Origin of the sequence: Cupriavidus sp. SS-3, assembly GCF_035818815.1 — a bacterium.
GTDB lineage: Bacteria > Pseudomonadota > Gammaproteobacteria > Burkholderiales > Burkholderiaceae > Cupriavidus > Cupriavidus taiwanensis_C.
In genome coordinates this window covers 74,227-90,836 of sequence record NZ_JAYLVT010000020.1, presented here as the reverse complement: position 1 = coordinate 90,836, position 16,610 = coordinate 74,227, and the positions used below count along the sequence as shown (strand labels likewise).

The following is a 16,610-nucleotide window of genomic DNA, read 5'->3' as shown; positions in this document are numbered from 1 at the left end:
TCAGCGCACCAGCAGCGATCCGGAGATTTTCATCATGCGATCGCTCATGCAGCCTCGGCATTGAACTCGGACACGAACGCCGGCGCTGCTTCCATGCGATAGCGTTCATCCTGGCTGACGTAGTACATCGCCGACCGGCCCCGGCGCGCAAACGTCACACAACAGGCATGCTCGAAGCGCCCGAAGCGCGTGACGCCGATCCCGGGCGGGTCCCTCCACTCCCATACACGCTGTTCCTCAATGCAGTCCAGCACCCGATGCTGCGTCCTGGGATGCATGGATGAACTGAGCATCATGCTTATATAGCCGAACTCGCCCAGCGACGGGTAGCGCTGCTGCATTGCCGCCCATCGTCTTTTCGGGGACATCGGGGGAACATTGCCGCCCCCCGTATTCCGCCCGAGATTCCCTCCTTTCTCCGCGTTCATTTGCCTTCCGATATTTGTTGCAGGTTACTGCCGGTGTTCAACCATGCCGGCTCGATACCGTTTCCGGTACGTTCCGCATGGCATCCGCGTACCGCCGTGCGGCGGCCGGCCGCTTCCTGAAGCAGGGATAGGCGGCGCGCCGGCCGGTGACGCTGACTTACTGTGCTTGCCTGAGTTGAACCAGGATCGAGGGATCCTCCAGGGTGGACAGGTCCTGCGTGATCTGCTCCCCTTTCGCAATCCCTCGCAGCAGACGGCGCATGACCTTGCCCGAGCGGGTCTTGGGCAGGTTGTCGGCGAAGCGGATCTCCTTTGGCTTGGCGATCGGGCTGATTTCGCGCGCAACCCATTCACGCAACGCCTTCGCGACCTGCGCTGCTTCATCCCCCTGCGGGCGGGTGCGCTTCAGCACCACAAACGCGCAAACCGCTTCGCCCGTGGTGTCATCCGGCCTGCCCACCACCGCGGCCTCGGCCACGTCGCAGTGGGCCGCCAGCACCGACTCGATCTCCATGGTGCCCATGCGATGGCCCGAAACATTCAACACATCATCGATGCGACCGGTAATCGTGAAGTAGCCTGTCTTGTCACTGCGCACCGCCCCGTCGCCGGCCAGGTACAGGTTGCCGCCCAACTCCGCCGGGAAGTAGCTTCTCCAGAACCGGTCTGCATCACCCCAGACCGTTCGGATCATCGAGGGCCATGGTCGCTTGATTACCAGGATGCCGCCTTGCCCGTCTGGCAATTCCTTGCCAGTCTCATCCACCACCGCGGCCATGATTCCTGGCAGCGGCAACGCACATGAGCCGGGTTGCAATGGCATTGCGCCCGGCATCGGGCTGATCATGTGTCCGCCCGTTTCGGTTTGCCAGAAAGTGTCGACGATCGGGCAGTTGCCGTTGCCGACGTTGCGGTGGTACCAGCGCCAGCTGTCCGGATCGATGGGCTCGCCCACCGAGCCGAGCAGGCGCAGACTGGACAAATCGTATCGCCCCGGGTGTACTGCCGGATCCTTGTCGCTGGCCTGGATAAGCGAACGGATTGCCGTCGGCGCCGTATAGAAGATGGTGGCCCGATGCTTGCGCACCATGTCCCAGAAGCGGCCGGCGTTGGGATAGGTTGGCACCCCTTCGAACACGATCTGGGTTGCTCCTGCGGCGAGAGGGCCGTAGGCGATATAGGTATGGCCGGTGACCCACCCGATGTCTGCTGTACACCAGAAGACGTCGTGAGGCTTGATGTCGAAGGTCCACTTCATCGTCAACACCGCCCACAGCAGGTAGCCGCCGGATGCATGCTGAACCCCTTTTGGCTTCCCGGTGGAGCCAGAGGTATACAAGATGAACAGCGGGTGCTCGGCGCCGACCCATTCCGGCTCGCAGGTTGCGGGCTGGGCGGCCATCAACGCGTCGAGCCAGAGGTCGCGCCCCGCCACCAGCGGAACACTCGCGCCAGTACGGCGGTGAACGACAACGTGCCTGACCATTTCGCAACCGCCTGGTGCGAGTGCCTCATCCACAATGGACTTCAGCGGCAGCGACTTGCCACCGCGCACCTGCTCGTCGGCGGTGATCACGGCCACCGCGCCGGCATCGATGATCCGCTCGCGCAGCGACTTCGCCGAAAATCCGGCGAAGACCACCGAATGCACCGCCCCAACGCGTGCGCATGCCTGCATCGCGACAATGCCCTCGATGGACATCGGCATGTAAATGACGACGCGATCCCCTTTGCCGACGCCCATGGCCCGCAAGCCGTTGGCCAGCTGACACACCTTCGCGTGCAATTGCGCATACGTTATCCGCGTGACCAGTCCATCGTCGGCTTCGAATACGATCGCCGTCTTGTCCGCGTTGCCGAACTGCAGGTTGCGGTCCAGGCAGTTGTACGAAACGTTGAGCTGCCCGTCCTCAAACCAGCGGTAGAACGGCGCATGATCCTCGTTCAGCGTCCTGGTGAAAGGCCGGTGCCAGCTGATGCAGTCGCGCGCGTGCCGAGCCCAGAAGCCTTCGTAGTCCGCCTCTGCGGCCGCGCAGTGGGCCCGATAGGCCGCCATGCCTGCAATGTTCGCTTGATCCACGAACTGGGCGGGCGGATTGATGAGCTCGATTTCCTGTTGCAGCGGTGCAATATCAGACATTGGCGATTCCTGTGGACGATGAGAGCGTGGGTGCTGCGAGTCCGGCCCGGTTGCTACGGTGAACTCGCAGCGGTCTGCTCAGCAGTGGGGCCCGGATTCCCTTACGATCCGGGCATCGCGGCAGGTTCAGAACTTGTGGCGAATGCCAACCACGGCGCCAAACTGGTTGGCACCGGGGCGCACGGCTTCGCTGCTGACGCCCAGTTGGTCATTGAACCCATTCACGCCGAGGTTCGACTTGCCGCGGTTCAGCGCGTACGAAACCGTGCTGTAGACGTCGGTTCGCTTCGATAGCGCATAGTCGACCAGCGCCACGAACAGCCATGGATTGCCGGCATTCGACTCGCGCAGATTCTGGTAGTAGGCAGAGCCGGCCAGCGACAGTGCGGGCGTAACCTGGTAGGCAGCGCCAAGCCAGGCGAGGTTCGACACCGTGTTGGCCAGCGCAACGCCCGGCAGGACGGCGCCGTTGAACGCGTGCGCATAGCGATATCCGGCATAGAACTTGGCCGAACCCAGCGAGTAGGTCGCCGCCGCTGCCGCGCGCCGGATCAGGCTGTCGGTCGTCAGTGCAGTGGCTGCCGAACGGTTCGACTGGTCATAGATGGCACCGAAGGCGAACGGGCCGGCGGCATAACTTGCCGAGGCCGAATACGAACGTCCGTTGGTGAAATTCCCCGCGACTTCCTGGTTGCTGCTGTTGAAGCTATAGAGACCGCTCAGGCTTAGCCCGCCGAACTTGCCCATGTACTTGACCGAGTTGTCGGCGCGCGCGCCGCCCATGTACGGGTCCTGTGCGCCAACGGAATAACGGCTGGCAATGGCCATCGGGTCGTAGGTCACGCCAAAGTCATAGAAGGGCGTGGTATGCCTGCCGAAGGTGACCTGGCCCCATTCGTGCTGCAGGCCGACATAGGCACCGCGGCCAAACAAGCGCCCGCCCTGCCCCATGGTGCCGGTATCGATGTTGAATCCGCTTTCCAGCAGGAAAATGCTCTTCAGCCCTCCTCCCAGGTCTTCGACGCCACGCAAGCCCCAGCGCGAGCCAGACTGGTTGCCCGACTGCAGTGCCCATAGATTGTGAGCGGCTGCGCCAGCGGCGACGGTGCCAGTAGACGCTACGGCATGATTCAGATACTCGAGCCCCACATCGGCGACCCCATAAAGCGTAACGCTCGATTGGGCGTATGCCACGGGGCCCAGCAGCCATGCCGCCGCGATGGCCAACATTCGGTATTTCATTGAATAACTCCTCCGATTTATATGATTAACCCGTGACATGAAATGCACGGGGCGAAGCAAAGCCTGCATCGATATTTTTCAAACAGGAACTCGCATTCCTGCCGGCCACAGCAATGCCACGGATCTCGCCGTTCAGGCGTCCGTCTGTTGTTCCTCACCTATGCCCTGCCGGAAGTACGCGCGCTTCGCTTTATCGGGGAAGTCGCTGGTGGATAGTTTGTGCAAACATATTCGGGTCGAAGCGCTTCGCTGGCGGTCAGTATCCCTTCTGACGGTCGACAAGTCCGATAACAGCCTCGCCGTTTTCAAGGCGGCGCAGATTGTCAAGCACCGCCCTGACCGCGGTATCGGGCCGGGTCATGCTGGCAATATGGGGGGTAAGCCATACCTGGGGGTGCCGCCACAATGGATGATCCGCGGGCAGCGGCTCCGGATGCGTGACATCGAGAATGGCATCGCCAAGCTGTCCCGACTCCAGCGCGGCCAGCAGGTCGGCGTGGTTGAGTTGCTGACCCCTGCCAACATGCACCAGTCCGGCACCGCGCGGCAATTTGTTGAACATCCGGGCGCCCAGCATCCCGCGCGTCTCGTCTGTCAGCGGCAACAGGCACACGAGGATATCGGTACGTGCGAGGAATGCGTCGAGTTCCTCCTGGCCGGCGTAGCACGTCACACCGTCGAGGCTGCGGCGCGAGCGTGACCAACCCGCGCAATCGAAGCCGAACAAGCCCAGGCGCGCCAGCACCGCCTGCGCCAGCGAACCCAGTCCCAGTACCCCGACGCGCCGCGCTTGCGCCGGTTGCACCGGCATAGGCCTCCAGTCTGCTTGCGCCTGTCGCCGCCGATATGCCGGCATGTCACGGTGAAGCGCGAGCACCGAAAACACGGCGTACTCGATCATTCCTTCCACGATACCGGGCTCGATCATTCTCACCAGCGGCAAATGGTCCGGGATCGCCTTCAGATTGAACTGGTCAACGCCTGCGCCCGTTGAAAACACCACCTGCAGGTTAGGAAAGCGCTGTCCGATATCCTCGGGCGGCTCCCAGGCGGCAAGGTAGCGCACCTGCTGGGGATCGCCGACATCGGGCCAGATGCGGAAATCGAGGTCGGGCCGCTCGCGCGCAAAGACCTTGCGCCAGTCCTGCCCCCGCACCGGATCTGCCTTGTAAAGGAATGTGCTCATGCAGAATGTCTCCGTCTACGAGCGGTTGTCGTTCAAGAAAGGGAACTACAGCGCGGGCTGCTTCACACAGGGGTACAGGGAACGGATGCCGCCGTACCGGAAACACCCGGCGCTGCCCGAATCTGGATCAGGCATCGATCCACACGTTCTCGGCGAACATATAGCCCATCAGACCGCCCAGCGGGATGGGCGAAAGCCCCTTGAGCCTGGTCGTATGCGCGTCGATGCTTGCCAGGAACAACGGGATGCCGATGCCGGCCTCGTCGTGAACCATGGTCTGCATGTCGGCATAAATCTGCTTGCGCTTTGCGAAGTCGGTCTCACCGCGCGCAGCAACCAGCAACTGGTCGAACTTCGGGCTCTTCCAGCGCGACTCGTTCCACGGCGCATCCGATTTGAAGAACTGCGTGAAGATGGTGTCGGCGCTGGGCCGCGGATTCACATTGCCAAAGCCGACATGACTATTGAGCCAGTGGTTTGACCAGTAGCCATCGGCCGGCATGCGCTTGATGTCGAGCTCCAGGCCGACACGCTGCGCGGCTTGCTGCATCACCAGCGCGGTTTCGACCGAATACAGCGCTGCGGGGGACGTTACCACTTGTACCTTGCCAGACACGCCGGCCTTGCGCAGGTGGAACTTCGCCTTCTCCGGATCGAACGGCCGCTGCGGCAGATCCTTGAAATAGAAGCGGTTGGTGGGATCGATGGGCTGGTCGTTGCCAACCACCGCATTACCGAGCGCGATGGTTTGCCGCATCTGCTGGCGGTCCAGCAAGTACTTCATTGCCAGGATGAAATCGGGGTTCGTGCCCGGGCCCACGTCCTTGCGCATGATCAGGTCGGAATATTGGCCGGATTGCGTCGTCATGATGGCGTAGCCCGGGGTGCCCTTCACCCTCGACACAGAACGCGGGTTGACCATCGCCACCAGGTCCATGCCGCCGGACAACAGCGCATTGAGCCGCGCACTGTCGTCGGCAATGCCGACGAGCTCAATCTCGTCGAGGTGGGGCTTGCCCGGCTTCCAGTATGCGTCGTTGCGCACCACCAGCGTGCGCACGCCGGGCTTGAACTCCTTGATCTTGTAAGGCCCGGTGCCGATGCCGGCGCTGAAGTCGGTGGTGCCGTCCTTGACGATGTGGAAGTGGAACGTGCCCAGGATAACCGGCAGGTCGGCATTGGGACTGTTCAGCACCACCGTGACCTCGTTCGGGCCGGTGGCCTTCACGCTCTCGATCTGCTCGGCCAGCACCTTGGCCTTCGACGCAGTCGCCGGATCCTTGTGGCGCATGATCGAGTACACCACGTCGGCCGGCGCCAGCGCCTTGCCGTCGTGGAAGGTCACGCCCTTGCGCAGCGTGAAGACCCAGGTCTTGGCATCGGTGGTGGTGAACGTCTCCGCCAGCGCAGCCCGCGGCGTCAGGCTCCGGTCCAGCGAAGTCAGCCCGTTGTACACCATATTGCAGCGCACATAGTCGTTCTGGTTCGACTGCTTGGCCGGATCCAGCGTATCGGAGGCGGCTGCCGTGGCCACCGCCACGCGGATGCGCCCGCCGCGCTTGGGCGTCTGCGCATGCGCGCCGACCGCCGCGCCGGCCAGGCCGCCGGCGAGCGTGGCCTGCATGCCTCCCGCCAGCAGCATCTTCAGCACATCGCGCCGCGTGGCGCCGCGCTCGAGCGCATCCATCATGCGAAGGCTTTCACCGGGACCGACAAAGTTTTCCAACTGGTTACGGCTATCGCTCATGGTTGTACTCCTGTGTATCGATTAGGAAAGGCATGCAAGTCGCGTTGAATGAAGGATCGGTCGGTGTGTCTTACGCCAGCCGATCTTTGAGCTGGTAGTACAGGCCAACGGCGGGCAGGAACCAGGGCGGGCCGAAGTGGCCGGGAATGGCGGGCCATTCGCGCTCGCGCCATGGGTTCGCGCTCGCATCGCCGGCCATCACAGCGGCCATGCGCTCACCCATGTAGACGGACATTTGGGTGCCGTGGCCGCTGTAGCCCATCGAATAGAAGAGACCGTCACGCTCGCCGGCATGTGGCAGGCGGTCCTGTGTCATGTCGACCAGCCCGCCCCAGCAATAGTCCAGCCGGACATCGGCCAGCTGAGGAAAGATTTCGGCCAGGCCGGCACGCAGGATCTCGCCGCTGGCGGCGTCCTGCTGCGGACTGGAGATGGCAAAGCGCGCCCTGCCGCCGAAGACCAGCCGATGGTCGGGCGTGAGACGGAAATAGTGGTGGATATTCGCCACCGTGGTGTAGGTGCGGCGCTTGGCCAGCAGTGCAGCCGCGCGCTCCGCCCCCAGCGGCTCCGTGGTCACGATAAAGCTGCCGATCGGCACGATGCGCCGGCGCAGCCAGCCAAAACTGCCGTAGCCGCCGTGGCGGCTCGCGCCGGTGGCGAGCAGCACCTGCCGGGCCAGCAGCGTGCCGCGCGTGGTGTGCAGGCGGTGTACCTGGCCATGCGTGCGCTCGACGCGCTGTACACACGTGCCGATATGAATCTGTGCGCCATGACGCTGCGCGGCCACGGCCAGGCCTTGGGCGAATCGGCCCATATGCATCTGTCCGCTGCGTTTGTAGAGCAGGCCGCCGTGGAAGCGTTCGCTTTGAACCTCGGCCCGCACGCGGTGCGCGTCGAGGATTTCCACATCGGTATCCACGCCATCGGCGATAAGCCGGTCCGCGCTGCGCCGCAGCGCCTCCATCTGATAAGGACGGGTCGCGAGCTTCAGCTTGCCGTTGCGCTCGAAGTCGCAGGCGATGCCCTCGTCGCGGATGAGGCGCGCCACCGTGTCGACCGCCTCGTCGTACGCGCGGTACCAGTCACGCGCCCGCTGCGTGCCGACCCGGGCGGCAACATCGGCGTAGTCAACCGCAAGGCCATTGTTGACATGTCCGCCGTTGCGTCCGGAAGCCTCCGGCGCAACGGCGGGCCCCGCCTCGAGCACCACGACGCTCGCGCCACGCCTGGCCAGCGCCAGCGCCGCCGACAGCCCGGTGAAACCGCCGCCGACGATGGCGACATCGACCTGGGACGGCAGATCGTACGCATCCAGAGCCAGCGGCGGCACTGAATCTTTCCAATAGGAATCGAGCTTCATAGTGATGTACGGAGGGACCGCTGAGGGTTTTCAGAGACCGACGACGCCAGGCAGGCCGCCGATGTCCTGGATCTCGGTGTAGCGGTAAGCCGCGTTGCCCGGGCCGTGTCCCCGATTCACGAAGACCTTGTTGACGATGCCGAGGTCATCGGCCGACATCAGGTCGTAGCGCAGGCTCGACGACACGTGCAGCACGTCTTCAGGATTGCAGCCCAGCGAATCCAGCATGTACTCGAAGGCCTTCAGCCGCGGCTTGTAGGCCTGCGCCTGCTGCGCGGTGTAGACGCGGTGGAACGGCGCGCCCAGCTTCGCCACGTTCTTCTGGATCTGGTCGTCCGAAGCGTTCGACAGGATCACCAGAGGAATCTCCTTGGCCACCTTGGCCAGGCCCGCCGGCACATCCTCATGCGGGCCCCAGGTGGGAACGGCGTCGTAGTACGCCTGGCCGTCGTGGTCCAGGTACTGGATCTTCCACTTCTTGCACAGGCGGCGCACGGCGTTCTTCAGCACCACCTCATACGGCTGCCAGTCGCCCAGCACCTCGTCGAAGCGATAGGCGCTGAAGTCGGCGATGAATTGCTCCATTTGCTCGGGCGAGATCCGATCGGCGAACAGCTCGCGCGTCATCTCGCCCATGCGGAATCGCGTGAGCGTGCCATAGCAGTCGAAAGTCACGTACTTGGGTCGGAAGGTCATGGTTTCTGATCCTCAGCATGATGGGCGCCTGGGGTCGGCACCGTGGTTGATTCATGGCTTCCATGCTAGACGCGGAGCACCAGAATTTGTCCCTGTTGCGGAGTGCGCCACCGCAGCGAATTGCAAAGCTGGCACCCCAGGCGAACGAATCTTCCAATCTCCGGAGAAACCCTGAGACCCAGGCTGGCACCGCGACATCGAAAGACGCTTGGCATGACACTCCGGCCGCGCTGATCGCGGCGAGGCGGCTCCAGAGCTGCGCAATGGATGCGTCTTGGCGGAACCGGCGAATTGCGGCTCCGCATGGCCTTGCTTAGCGCGTCAATGGGCTACGGGGAGCCACCATATTCTCCGGCCGCAGAATCTCCGCCAGCAGCGCATTGCTGAGCAGCTGTTCCGACTGGACCAGCTCTACCACGGTTCGGCCGGTTTCCTGCGCCAGGCGTGCGATCCGCGTAGCGTTCTCATACCCGATATACGGATTCAGCGCTGTCACGATACCGATCGAACGGTGGACCAGCGCCGAGCATTGGTCCGGGTTCGCGCTAATCCCTTCGATGCATTCGCGGTCCAGCATGCGCACGGCGCGGGACAGCAGCCGGATGGAGTCATAGAGCTTGTAGGCGATAAGCGGCTCCATCGCGTTGAGCTGCAATTGACCTGCTTCGGCTGCGAGGGTCAGCGCGGCATCGTTGCCGGCGATCTCATAAGCGACCTGGTTCATCGCTTCCGGAATAACCGGATTGACCTTGCCCGGCATGATCGAACTGCCGGGCTGGCGCGCAGGCAGGTTGATTTCCGCAATGCCGGTCCGAGGGCCGCTGGAAAGCAGGCGCAGGTCATTGCTGATTTTCGACAGACGGAGCGCCGTCCTCTTGACGAGTCCCGATAGCAGCACGAAGTCGCCCATGTCGGAAGTCGCGGCAATCAGGTTGGACGCGGCGCGGACGGGAAACCCGGACAGCGCCGCCAGTTCTTCGATTGCAATGGCCTGATAGCGCGGGTCCGCGTTGATGCCGGTGCCGATCGCAGTACCGCCCAGATTGACGGCGCACAGCGTCGCGGGAATGAGCGTACGCATCTGCTCGAGGTCGGCCGACACGGTATCGGCCATCGCCTGGAACTCCTGACCGAGCGTCATGGGAACTGCGTCCTGGAGCTGGGTACGTCCCATCTTCAGGATGCCGCCAAACTGTTGCGCCTTGTTGGCCAGGGTTGCGGCAAGGTGGCACAGGCTCTCCAGCAGCGGCAGATGGGCCAACAGCAATCCGACCCGGATCGCGGTCGGATAAGCGTCATTGGTCGATTGCGACAAATTGACATCGTTGTTTGGATGAAGCCGGCCGTAACTCCCCTTCTGCTCGCCCAGGTGTTCCAGTGCGCGGTTGGCCAGCACCTCGTTGGCGTTCATGTTCGTCGACGTTCCGGCACCACCCTGGATCATGTCAACGACAAAGGCGTCATGGAAAGCTCCGTCGATGACTTCGGCGCAAGCTTTTGTAATGGCGCCATGCCTGGCGCTGTCCAGCAAGCCGAGCCGATGGTTGGCATTGGCGGCCGCATGCTTGACGATAGCCAGCGCCTTGATGAAGTCGGGGTACTCCCCGATGCAACGGCCGGAAAGATAGAAATTCTCCTTGGCGCGCAGTGTTTGCACGCCGTAGTACAAGGTGTGATCAAGCTCTCGCACACCGAGTAGGTCCTGTTCCTGGCGAGTGGCCGCTGCAGTGGTCATGATGAGTCTGAAGGGGGGGGTGATAAGAATGGTTAGCCGCGTCAGGCGGCCGCCAGCGCGCGCCGGGCAACTTCGCAGAACCAGCGCACGCCGAGGGGCAGCGCGTCGTCGTTGAAGTCGTAGCAAGGGTGGTGCAAGGGGCGCTCGCCATCGGGGCCGGGTTCGGCCCGTCCCTGTCCCAGCCAGAGGTAGGCGCCGGGCCTTTGCTGCAGCATGAAGGCGAAGTCCTCGGAGGTGAAGGCAGCCCGGGGAGCCATGCGCACTTCCAGGCCGATGGTACGGGCCGCGTCAGCGGCCACTGCCGCTTCCTCCGGACTGTTCACCGTGGCCGGGTAATAGCGGTCGTAATGCACTTCGACTTCGGTGCCACTGGCCGTCGCCACGCCGTGCGCCATCGCACGCAGCGCGGTCTCGATCCGGCTCTGGGCCTCCATATCGAAGCTTCGCACCGTGCCGGTGATCTGCACTTCGGCCGGTAACACGTTATGGCTGTGCCCACCTTCGATACGCGTGACGGACAACACCGCGGATTCGGCGGGGTCAATGCGACGCGCCACGATCGTATGCAATTGCGACACGAGTTGGCTGGCAGCCAGGATTGCGTCTGCGGTGTGATGCGGCTGCGCCGCATGACCGCCTCGCCCGCGCAGCACGATATCGAATCGATCCGCCGCCGCCATGATGGCGCCAGGCAGCGTCTGTGCGTGGCCGAGCGGCAAGTCTGGCCAGTTGTGCAGCGCATAAACGCTATCGCAAGGAAAGCGCTCGAACAGGCCCTCCTCGATCATGCGGCGGGCCCCGCCCTTGCCCTCCTCTGCCGGCTGGAAAATGAAATGCACCGTGCCATCGATACCGCTGCGCGCAAGCTGACGCGCGGCGCCCACGAGCATGCTGGTATGGCCGTCGTGGCCACAGCCGTGATGCTTGCCGGGCACGTGGCTGACATAAGGTGGGCGGCCCAGTTCCACCATCGGCAATGCATCCATATCCGCGCGCAGGCCGACGCTGCGCTTTCCATTGCCGGCGCGCAGCGTGCCGACCACGCCCGTGCCGCCGATGCCCTCATGCACTGTGAGACCCAGCATGCGCAACGACTGCGCCACGATGCCAGCCGTGCGGTGCTCTTCGTAGCCGAGTTCAGGATTGGCGTGCAGGTCCCGGCGCAGCGCAATCAGGTCTGGCAGCAAGTCGGCGACGGGTTCCGCGATCTGGTTCCACCTCACGAGCCGGCCCCCGTTCGATTGAAAGGCTGTCTCTGACGAGGCATTGAATGGTTGAACAGGACATCGAGATCCCAAAGATCCATCGCTGTGCTCCCGTGTTATTGGATGTCGAAAGTGAAAGCCGCGGCAGCGCCAGAGGAACTGCATCGCCGCCAGCTTAAAAGCAGTCTCGCTAACGATGGTGCCGATCGCAGTGGGCCGTACCGCATTGCATTGCGTTTTGCCCGTCCGGGCGAATAGATTGTTTTGTGACCCGAGCGGCTTGCGCCGGTAGCACGCAATCTGGCAAGTCGCATGATTCCCGGGCAGCGAGTAAGTGAATGAGAATCCATCTCATCCACGCGGCTACATTGCTGGCCCTGAGTCATTCATGCCAAGCACATGCCATCATTTCGCTCAAGCGCCAGGCGCCTCGCACACCATGCCTGTCATGCCGGCCTGTTCCTGCTCCCGCTATCCGATGCGGCGCTTGCCGAACCGCCGGGGCTAGCGGCAGACCTGCCCGAAGTCCGTGTCAGCGCCAGTGCCGGCGGCAGCGGATATCTTGCGGTCGACGCCGCTGGCGCCACGCGTACTGACACGCCGTTGCGTGAAGTCCCGCAATCCGTGCGCGTGGTTACCTCGGAGCTCATTGATGACCTGGGTGCGACGCGGCTTGCCGACACCGTCGACTATGTCAGCGGCATCGCGCGCCTCAATGACTTTGGCGGGACCTGGGACAACTATGCCATCCGCGGCTTCAGCAGCACGGAGATGGGATATCTCGTCAACGGCTTTCCCGGCTCGCGTGGGTACAACCCGATGCGCGACGCCGCCACGGTCGAGCGCTTCGAATTCCTCAAAGGCCCCGCGGCGGCGCTTTATGGCAGCAGCGAACCGGGCGGCACCATCAATATTGTCACGAAGAAGCCAAGGTTCACGGCGGCGACCGCGGCGGAAGTGAGTGTCGGGACGCTCGGGTTCCGGCGCGCCACCATCGATACCACCGGCCCCCTTGGCAAGACGCTGGCCTATCGCCTTAATGTCATGGCGGAGGACAGCGCCAGCCGCAGCCCCCTGATCGACGGCCACAAATACCTCGTGGCGCCGGCACTGACGTGGGCGCCGGACGACCGTACGCTGCTGCAATACGAGGGAGAATTCATGCGCTTGCGTACACCGCTTGACCGTGGTCTCGTCAATGTGGACGGCCGACTCACGCTTCCCCGCGACCGCTACCTGCAGGAGCCCAGCGACCCAAACCTCCATCTTTCCAGCGATACGCATCAGCTAACGCTCGAGCGGCAGCTTTCCGCGGCCTGGCGCACGCGCATCGGGGCGAGCTACAAGGAATCCGGCTTCGAGGGATACGCCGCGGAGTTTGGCAGTCTGCTCGCCGATCGACGTACGCTCACGCGTCGCAACAGCTGGCGGACATTACCCTCGCGCGACACGTCGGTCCGCGCAGAGGCGGAGGGAAACTTCCATGCGGCCGGGCTGGGCCACCGCATGCTTCTCGGCATCGAAGCGTCGCGGCTGTTCATGGGCATGGATATCGCCTACTCCAGCCTCGCAGCCAACGCGTATGCGATCGACATCTATGAGCCCGTATACGGGCAAGCAAAGCCGGCAGTCTTGCCAGGCATATCGACGCGCGAGAACCAGCGCAATCTCGGCGCCTATCTGCAGGACGAGGTGTCGATTGACGAGCGCTGGAAGCTGCTTGCCGGCGTCCGCTTCGACAACTACCAGCAGTCAGTGGATAACCTTCTTACCGCGGCATCGACCCGCCAGAGCCAGAGTGCCGTGTCGCCCCGGATCGGCTTGACGTGGCTCCCGACCCCGCAGCTTTCCGCATACTTATCCTTTGGCAAATCCTTCCGCCCGAACAGCGGCGTGGATGAGGCTGGCAACGCCTTTGATCCGCAGTACGCCCGCTCGATAGAGGCAGGGCTGAAGTGGCAGTCCCGGGACGAGCGGCTAGGGGCAACGCTTGCGCTCTTCGACATCCGCAAGCACAACGTCCTGACACGCAGCCCTGCCAACCCCAACTTCAACATCGCCACGGGCCAGGCCGCAAGCCGCGGGCTCGAGTTCGACGCATTCGGCAACCTGGACCAGCACTGGCGCATCAGCGGCAGCTTTTCGCTGGTGAACGCCAGGGTCACCGAGGACAATACCATCGCCCCCGGCACCCGTCTGAGCAATATCCCCAGGATCAGCGCGAGCCTGCTCGCCATCCGCGAAGATGCCATGCCGAAGTTCGGCGGCCGCTATGGCATCGGCACTGGCATTGTCTACGTCGGCAATCGATCCGGAAATGCCTCCGACACGTACTCGCTGCCGGCCTACGCCACGGTGAAGCTTGTCACGTACTGGCAGATTGATCGCCGCACGCGCCTTTTCCTCGACATTCACAACGTGTTCGACAAAACCTACTATCCCGCGTCGTGGGGCAACCTTGCCGTCGTGCCGGGGCTGGGGCGCCAGTTTGTCGCCGGACTACGGCATCGGTTCTGACTGCGTAGCAAGGGCGTTCATGTGATCTCATGCTGGCCGGGATCCAACCCCACGCACAGCGTGCCGAACACGGCGATGAATACGGGATTTCCTTCTGTCGCGCACCCGGCATACGCAACCTCCCGCCGAAATGCGGCCACTACAATTTGGGACACTACTCGCGTCTCTGGTGGCGGCCATGGCGCAACCTCGTTACTTCACAGGAATCGTCATGACGACCCAGACTTTTAATATCGCGGTGATCCCGGGCGATGGCATTGGCAAGGAGGTCATGCCGGAAGGCTTGCGCGTGCTCCGTGCCGCCGCTAGCCGCTTTGGCATCGGCCTGAACTTCACCCATGTCGAGTGGGCAAGCTGTGATTACTACGCAGCCACCGGAAAGATGCTGCCGGATGACTGGAAAGCGCAACTGGCGGGCATGGATGCCATCTACTTCGGTGCCGTGGGCTGGCCCGATATCGTGCCGGACCACATCTCCTTGTGGGGCTCGCTGCTGAAGTTCCGCCGCGAGTTCGACCAGTACATCAACCTGCGCCCCGCCCGCCTGTTCGAAGGCGTGCCGTGCCCACTGGCCGGCAGAAAGCCGGGCGATATCGACACGATCATCGTGCGCGAGAATACCGAGGGCGAATACTCGTCGGTCGGTGGCGTGATGTACGAAGGCACCGAACGCGAAGTCGTGCTGCAGCAGTCGATTTTTTCACGGCATGGGACCGACCGCGCGCTGCGCTTCGCCTTCGACCTGGCGCGGCAGCGGCAGCGCAAGCGCGTTACCGTGGCGACCAAGAGCAACGGCATTGCCATCAGCATGCCATGGTGGGACCACCGGGCATCCGCCATCGCGGACGAGTATCCGGATGTCGGCTGGGAAAAGCAGCACATCGACATCCTGTGCGCCCGCTTCGTGTTGCAGCCGCAGCGCTTCGATGTGGTGGTGGCATCCAACCTGTTTGGCGACATCCTGTCAGACCTGGGCCCGGCCTGCACCGGTACGCTGGGACTCGCGCCTTCGGCCAACCTGAATCCCGAGCGCACCTTCCCTTCGCTGTTTGAGCCGGTGCACGGCTCGGCCCCCGATATCTATGGCAAGAACATTGCCAACCCCATCGGCATGATCTGGTCAGGTGCCATGATGCTCGACTTCCTCGATACCGACAACGACGCCGGAAGAAAGGCGCATGACGCGATTCTTACCGCTATCCAGCACGTACTGATTCACGGTCCGCGCACGGCAGACCTGGGCGGTGACGCTTCGACCACCGAGATGGGCGAAGCCATTGCCAGCGTCGTGGAACACATCAGTCCGGGCGGGCAAGCATAGCAATGGCATGCACTCAAAATGCATGGAGATGATATTCATGAAGACCCTATTGCTTAATAAAGCGCAAGTACGCAGCCTGATCAGCATGAGGGAAGTCATAGCTACTGTGGAAGAGGCATACAAAGCCTTCAACAGTAACCAGGTGGTTCAACCCGGCTATATCGGCATTCATCTCCCGCCACCGCGCGGCGAAATTGATTTCAAGCTCGGCTACTGCAAGGCCAATGAAATGATCTCCATGAAGGCATCTTCCGGAGGGTTCATTAATAATCCCGAGTCTCACCGGGTTCCCAGCGGAATGGGAACCATCGTGCTATTCGATGCGCAGAGCTGTGCCTTGATCTGCGTGATGGACGGAAGCCTGATCACCGGCCTCAGAACTGGCGCGTCCGGCGCGGTTTCGGTGAAAGCACTGGCAAGAAAGAACGCGAAAAAAATCACCTCCATCGGTACCGGGCATCAGGCCAGGATGCAGATCCGGGCAATCAGGGAGATCATGAAGATTGAAGTGATCCATGCCTGGGACAGCAATGCGGACACGCTTTCAAAATACAAAGATGATATCGAAAGCGAGTTTGGCATTCCTGTCATGATGGCAGCTTCCAAGAAAGAAGCAGTTGAACAAGCTGATATTCTGATCACCACGACCCGCGGGAAAGGATCCCTGGTGGAAGCCGCCTGGGTGCAGCCAGGCACCCACATTGTTGCGATTGGCACCGATCAGCAAGGCAAGCAAGAACTCGAGCCAGAGATATTCAAGAACGCAAAAATCGTGAATGACTCAATCAGCCAATGCACGGAAAAAGGCGAGACCTGGCACCCGATAAACAAGAACCTCATAAGCAAGGATGACATCCACGCTGAAATTGGCGAGATCTTGCTTGGCATAAAACCAGGAAGAGAACACGAAGACGAGATCACGATTTTCGACTCCACCGGCATGGCCATACAGGACAATACTACCGCGACCAAGATTTATCACAATGCAATGGCAAGCAAGATCGGCACATTCTTTGAATTTCTTTGACTAGCC

12 protein-coding genes are annotated in these 16,610 nt (G+C 62.5%); 3 read left to right on the top strand and 9 right to left on the bottom strand.

Translation table 11 applies throughout. The features are described from left to right. Positions 1–44: 44 nt before the first annotated feature. The 9 genes from U9J39_RS24585 to U9J39_RS24545 all read right to left on the bottom strand — a co-directional run bounded on the left by U9J39_RS24585 (position 45) and on the right by U9J39_RS24545 (position 11,757). The gene (locus tag U9J39_RS24585; protein ID WP_115706743.1) at positions 45–341 is read right to left on the bottom strand and encodes a hypothetical protein; all 297 of its coding nucleotides are present in this window, start codon (positions 339–341) and stop codon (positions 45–47) included. Positions 342–585: 244 nt separating this feature from the next. Next, on the bottom strand, positions 586–2,568 hold the full coding sequence (gene acs, locus U9J39_RS24580) for an acetate--CoA ligase (protein ID WP_326348328.1): 1,983 nt from the start codon (positions 2,566–2,568) through the stop codon (positions 586–588). Between the two features lie 126 nt (positions 2,569–2,694). Further along, positions 2,695–3,810: a porin gene (locus tag U9J39_RS24575; protein WP_115709219.1), complete on the bottom strand. Its 1,116-nt coding sequence runs from the start codon at positions 3,808–3,810 to the stop codon at positions 2,695–2,697. 256 nt (positions 3,811–4,066) lie between these two features. Further along, positions 4,067–4,996 carry a 2-hydroxyacid dehydrogenase gene (locus tag U9J39_RS24570; protein ID WP_115709217.1) on the bottom strand — a complete coding sequence of 310 codons (930 nt, stop codon included), beginning with the start codon at positions 4,994–4,996 and terminating at the stop codon, positions 4,067–4,069. 127 nt (positions 4,997–5,123) lie between these two features. Then, positions 5,124–6,743, bottom strand: coding sequence for an ABC transporter substrate-binding protein (locus U9J39_RS24565; protein ID WP_326348324.1), 1,620 nt, complete (start codon positions 6,741–6,743; stop codon positions 5,124–5,126). A gap of 70 nt (positions 6,744–6,813) precedes the next feature. Next, complete coding sequence (locus U9J39_RS24560; protein WP_326348323.1) at positions 6,814–8,103, bottom strand: NAD(P)/FAD-dependent oxidoreductase; 1,290 nt, start codon at positions 8,101–8,103, stop codon at positions 6,814–6,816. 30 nt (positions 8,104–8,133) lie between these two features. Then, positions 8,134–8,799, bottom strand: coding sequence for a haloacid dehalogenase type II (locus tag U9J39_RS24555; RefSeq protein ID WP_115709211.1), 666 nt, complete (start codon positions 8,797–8,799; stop codon positions 8,134–8,136). A gap of 313 nt (positions 8,800–9,112) precedes the next feature. After that, positions 9,113–10,534 (bottom strand): aspartate ammonia-lyase, encoded by a 1,422-nt coding sequence (locus U9J39_RS24550; protein ID WP_115709210.1) that lies wholly within the window; start codon positions 10,532–10,534, stop codon positions 9,113–9,115. Between the two features lie 41 nt (positions 10,535–10,575). After that, a complete protein-coding gene (locus U9J39_RS24545; RefSeq protein ID WP_115709208.1) occupies positions 10,576–11,757 on the bottom strand; it encodes an amidohydrolase in 1,182 nt (393 codons plus the stop codon). A 381-nt stretch (positions 11,758–12,138) separates the two neighbouring features. On the opposite strand from U9J39_RS24545, the gene U9J39_RS24540 reads away from it, so the two are divergent. The 3 genes from U9J39_RS24540 to U9J39_RS24530 all read left to right on the top strand — a co-directional run bounded on the left by U9J39_RS24540 (position 12,139) and on the right by U9J39_RS24530 (position 16,604). Continuing rightward, positions 12,139–14,256: a TonB-dependent siderophore receptor gene (locus U9J39_RS24540; RefSeq protein ID WP_326348321.1), complete on the top strand. Its 2,118-nt coding sequence runs from the start codon at positions 12,139–12,141 to the stop codon at positions 14,254–14,256. A gap of 211 nt (positions 14,257–14,467) precedes the next feature. Continuing rightward, positions 14,468–15,577 (top strand): tartrate dehydrogenase, encoded by a 1,110-nt coding sequence (locus U9J39_RS24535; protein ID WP_326348320.1) that lies wholly within the window; start codon positions 14,468–14,470, stop codon positions 15,575–15,577. Between the two features lie 37 nt (positions 15,578–15,614). Continuing rightward, positions 15,615–16,604: an ornithine cyclodeaminase family protein gene (locus tag U9J39_RS24530; RefSeq protein ID WP_326348319.1), complete on the top strand. Its 990-nt coding sequence runs from the start codon at positions 15,615–15,617 to the stop codon at positions 16,602–16,604. Positions 16,605–16,610 lie beyond the last annotated feature (6 nt).

Coding starts and splice junctions, on each gene's coding strand:
- U9J39_RS24585 (WP_115706743.1), bottom strand. CDS start 341: ATGCAGCAGCGCTACCCGTCGCTGGGCGAGTTCGGCTATATAAGCATG.
- acs (WP_326348328.1), bottom strand. CDS start 2,568: ATGTCTGATATTGCACCGCTGCAACAGGAAATCGAGCTCATCAATCCG.
- U9J39_RS24575 (WP_115709219.1), bottom strand. CDS start 3,810: ATGAAATACCGAATGTTGGCCATCGCGGCGGCATGGCTGCTGGGCCCC.
- U9J39_RS24570 (WP_115709217.1), bottom strand. CDS start 4,996: ATGAGCACATTCCTTTACAAGGCAGATCCGGTGCGGGGGCAGGACTGG.
- U9J39_RS24565 (WP_326348324.1), bottom strand. CDS start 6,743: ATGAGCGATAGCCGTAACCAGTTGGAAAACTTTGTCGGTCCCGGTGAA.
- U9J39_RS24560 (WP_326348323.1), bottom strand. CDS start 8,103: ATGAAGCTCGATTCCTATTGGAAAGATTCAGTGCCGCCGCTGGCTCTG.
- U9J39_RS24555 (WP_115709211.1), bottom strand. CDS start 8,799: ATGACCTTCCGACCCAAGTACGTGACTTTCGACTGCTATGGCACGCTC.
- U9J39_RS24550 (WP_115709210.1), bottom strand. CDS start 10,534: ATGACCACTGCAGCGGCCACTCGCCAGGAACAGGACCTACTCGGTGTG.
- U9J39_RS24540 (WP_326348321.1), top strand. CDS start 12,139: ATGCCATCATTTCGCTCAAGCGCCAGGCGCCTCGCACACCATGCCTGT.
- U9J39_RS24535 (WP_326348320.1), top strand. CDS start 14,468: ATGACGACCCAGACTTTTAATATCGCGGTGATCCCGGGCGATGGCATT.
- U9J39_RS24530 (WP_326348319.1), top strand. CDS start 15,615: ATGAAGACCCTATTGCTTAATAAAGCGCAAGTACGCAGCCTGATCAGC.